The organism is Sphingomonas sp. FUKUSWIS1 (assembly GCF_000733135.1).
GTDB classification, from domain to species: domain Bacteria; phylum Pseudomonadota; class Alphaproteobacteria; order Sphingomonadales; family Sphingomonadaceae; genus Sphingomonas; species Sphingomonas aerolata.
The window spans coordinates 1-4,133 of sequence record NZ_JPJC01000179.1 but is presented as its reverse complement, the minus strand read 5'-3'; the positions used below and the strand labels follow the sequence as shown (position 1 = coordinate 4,133).

Below are 4,133 nucleotides of genomic sequence, written 5' to 3'. Positions count from 1 at the left end.
GATTATGTCGGCCGGTTCGCGCCGAGCCGCAGCGTCGAGATCCGGCCGCGTGTCGCGGGCGAAGTCACCGGCGTCCACTTCCATGACGGCGATATCGTCCGCAAGGGACAGCTGCTCTTCACGATCGACTCGCGCCCGTTCGCCGCCGCGCTGGCCGAGGCGCACGCCAACGTCGCGAGCGCCAAGAGCGCCTTGTCGCTTGCGCGGACCGACCTCGGCCGTGCGCAGCGGCTGGTCGCGGACGAAGCCGTCTCGGCGGGTGAGGTCGACGCGCTGCGTGGCAAGCTCGAAGCCGCCAGCGCCGCACTCGCCGCCGCGCAGGCGCGCGAACGTGCCCGCGCACTCGACGTCGGCTTCACGCAGGTTCGCGCGCCGATCGGCGGGCGCATCTCCGATCGCCGCGTCGATGCCGGCAACCAGGTCGCGGGCGGCGAAGGCACCGGCGGCACCGTGCTGACGACGATCAACGCGCTCGATCCGATCTACTTCAATTTCGACGGGTCGGAGGCGCTCTACCTCAAGACGCAGCGCGCACGGCAGCCCGGCGCGACCCCGGCGGCGGTCGAGATCCAGTTGCAGGACGAGACGGAGCATCGCTGGAAGGGCAAGCTCGACTTCACCGACAACGGTCTTGACCAGCGCTCGGGCACGATCCGCGGCCGAGCGGTGCTCGCCAACCCCGGCTATTTCCTGACGCCGGGGATGTTCGGCAACATGCGCCTCGCGAGTGCGGGGACGCGGCAGGCTCTGCTGGTGCCGGACGACGCGGTGCAGACCGATCAGGCGCGGAAAGTGCTGCTGACGATCGATGCGAAGAACGTCGTGAGCCAGAAACCGGTCGAACTCGGGCCGGTAGTCGATGGCCTCAGGATCGTCCGCTCGGGGATCGGGCCGAACGACCGGGTCATCATCCAGGGGACCCAGATGGCCATGCCTGGTGCCACGGTTGCGCCGAAGGCAGGCCGGATCGCGGTCGCGACCGGTGCGCCTGCTCCGGCGTCGGTCCAGCCCATCTCGGGTGAGGCCACGCTCGCCAGATAACCACCGTTCCCCGGCGAAGGCCGGGGCCCAGGTGGCATAGCTTTTCGATGTAATCATTGCGGTTCGCCCAACTGGACCCCGGCCTCCGCCGGGGAACGGCTGGTGTTGCGCGTCTCGTCCGCGAGGTCGCGCCCCCCTCTACCGAGGAAATTCCCATGCGCTTCTCGCGCTTCTTCATCACCCGGCCGATCTTTGCGGGCGTGATCGCGGTGATCATCACGATCGTCGGTGCGATCGCCTATATGTCGCTGCCGGTGTCGCAATATCCCGACATCGTCCCCCCCACCGTCACCGTCAGCGCGACCTATCCGGGCGCGTCGGCCGAGACGGTCGCCGAAACCGTCGCCGCGCCGATCGAGCAGGAGATCAACGGCGTCGACAACATGCTCTACCAGTCGTCGCAATCGACCGGCGACGGCAAGGTGACGATCACCGTCACCTTCAAGATCGGCACCGACCTCGATGCCGCGCAGGTGCTCGTCCAGAACCGCGTCGCGGTCGCGGTCCCGCGCCTGCCCGAGGACGTCCAGCGATTGGGCGTCGTCACGCGCAAGACCTCGCCCGACTTCCTGATGGTCGTGAACCTCGTCTCGCCCGACAACTCGCTCGATCGCGGCTACATCTCCAACTACGCGCTGACGCAGGTCCGCGATCGCCTCAGCCGCATCGACGGCGTCGGCGACGTGCAGCTGTTCGGCGCGCGCGATTATTCGATGCGCGTCTGGATCGACCCCGGACGCGCGGCCGCGCTCGACCTCACCGCAGGCGAGATCGTCGCGGCGCTGCGCGCACAGAACGTCCAGGTCGCCGCCGGCACGCTCGGCCAGCCGCCGTACGACAAGGGCAACAGTGCCTTCCAGCTCAATGTCGAGACGCAGGGCCGCCTGACCGATCCCAAGCAGTTCGCGGACGTCGTCATCCGCACCGATGCGCAGGGCCGCCAGGTCCGCGTCTCGGACGTGGCGCGCGTCGAGCTCGGTGCGCAGGATTACGGCGCCAACACCTATCTCAGCGGCAAGCCCACCGTCATCGCCGCGGTCTTCCAGCGTCCCGGCTCGAACGCGCTCGGCGCCGCGCAGGCCGTCACCGCCGAGATGGAAGCCATGTCGAAGCGCTTTCCCAAGGGCCTGGAATACAAGGTCATCTACAATCCGACCGAGTTCATCGCGCAGTCGATCGACGCGGTGAAGCATACGCTGTTCGAGGCGATGATCCTCGTGGTACTGGTCATCCTCGTCTTCCTCCAGAAATGGCGCGCGGCGATCATCCCGATCGTGGCGATCCCGGTCTCGCTGATCGGCACCTTCGCGGTGCTCGCCGCATTCGGCTACAGCCTCAACAACCTGTCGCTGTTCGGCCTCGTCCTCGCGATCGGGATCGTCGTCGACGACGCGATCGTCGTGGTCGAGAATGTCGAGCGCAACCTCGAACACGGGCTCTCGCCGCTGGAGGCCGCGCGCACGTCGATGGACGAGGTGTCGGGTGCGCTCGTCGCGATCGTGCTCGTGCTGTGCGCGGTGTTCATCCCGACGGTGTTCCTCACCGGACTGTCGGGCGCGTTCTACCGCCAGTTCGCGGTCACGATCTCGACCGCGACGATCATCTCGCTGCTCATCTCGCTGACGCTGTCGCCAGCGCTCGCCGCGATGTTGCTCAAGCCCACCGCCCCTGCCGGCTCGGGCAATCGCCTGACCCGCACGGTGCGCCGCGCGGGCGATGCGTTCAACCGCGGGTTCGAGCGGATGAGCGAAAGCTATGCCCGCCTCACCGCGCGCCTCGTCGCCGCGCCGAAGCGGATGATGGTCGCCTATGCCGCGCTGATCGCGGTCACGGTCGGCGTCTTCATGGTCACCCCGTCGGGCTTCGTCCCAGCGCAGGACCAGGGCTATTTCCTGACCGTCATCCAGCTTCCGCCCGGCTCGTCGGTCGAGCGTACCGATGCGGTGATGCAGAAGGTCGCGAAACGCATCCTGCCGCTCGCCGGCGTCAAGGGCGCGGTCATGCTCGCCGGGTTTGACGGCCCGTCGCAGACTCTCGCCCCCAACTCGGCCGCCGCCTATATCCCGCTCAAGAGCTTTGCCGAGCGCAAGAAGCTCGGCGTCACGCTCGCCAGCATCATGGCGGAGTCGCAGAAGGCGACCGGCGACATCACCGAAGCGCGCCTGCTGATCGTCCCGCCACCGCTGATCCAGGGCATCGGCTCGGCCGGCGGCTATCGCCTGATGGTGCAGGACCAAGGCGGCCACGGCTATGGCGACCTCGGCAAGACGAGCTACGACCTGATCGGCAAGGCGAACCAGACCAAGGGCCTGGCGCAGGTCTACACCTTCTTCGACACCGCCACGCCGCGCATCTTCGCCGATGTCGACCGCGCCAAGGCCAACCTCCTCGGCGTTCCGCCCGAGCGCGTGTTCGAGGCGTTGCAGGTCTATCTCGGCTCGGCGTTCGTCAACGACTTCAACCTGCTGGGCCGCACCTACCGCGTCACCGCGCAGGCCGACGCTCCGTTCCGCAACACCACCGCGGACATCGCCAACCTCAAGACGCGCTCCAATTCGGGCCAGATGGTCCCGGTCGGCTCGGTGTCGACGTTCCGCGACAAGACCGGCCCGTACCGCGTCGTCCGCTACAACCTCTTCCCCGCGGTCGAGGTCGATGGCGACACCGCGAAGGGCTATTCCTCGGGCCAGTCGCTGGTGGCGATGGAGAAGCTCGCCGATGCGTCGCTGCCCGCGGGCTATGCGCATGAATGGACCGGCATCGCCTATCAGCAAAAGGCGGCCGGCAGCACCGCTGCGCTCGTCTTCGGGATGGCCGTGCTGTTCGTCTTCCTTGTCCTCGCCGCGCAATATGAGAGCCTGACGCTACCGCTCGCGATCATCCTGATCGTGCCGATGTGCCTGCTCGCGGCGATGACCGGGGTGAATTTGCGGGGGATGGACAACAACGTCCTCACGCAGATCGGGCTGGTCGTGCTGATCGCGCTCGCCGCCAAGAACGCGATCCTCGTGGTCGAGTTCGCCAAGCAGGCCGAGGAGCAGGACGGGCTGTCGCCGGTCGAGGCGGCGGTGCGCGCGGCGAAGGACCGGTTG

At 67.8% G+C, this 4,133-nt stretch carries 2 protein-coding genes; both read left to right on the top strand.

Annotated elements, in window-relative coordinates; all coding sequences use genetic code 11:
• Positions 1-1,041: efflux RND transporter periplasmic adaptor subunit (locus tag sphsw_RS11310; protein ID WP_042467083.1), on the top strand; the 1,041-nt coding region annotated here is incomplete at its 5' end.
• A gap of 155 nt (positions 1,042-1,196) precedes the next feature.
• Positions 1,197-4,133, top strand: a 2,937-nt coding sequence (locus sphsw_RS11305; RefSeq protein ID WP_031440714.1) for an efflux RND transporter permease subunit, incomplete at its 3' end; no start/stop codon positions are given.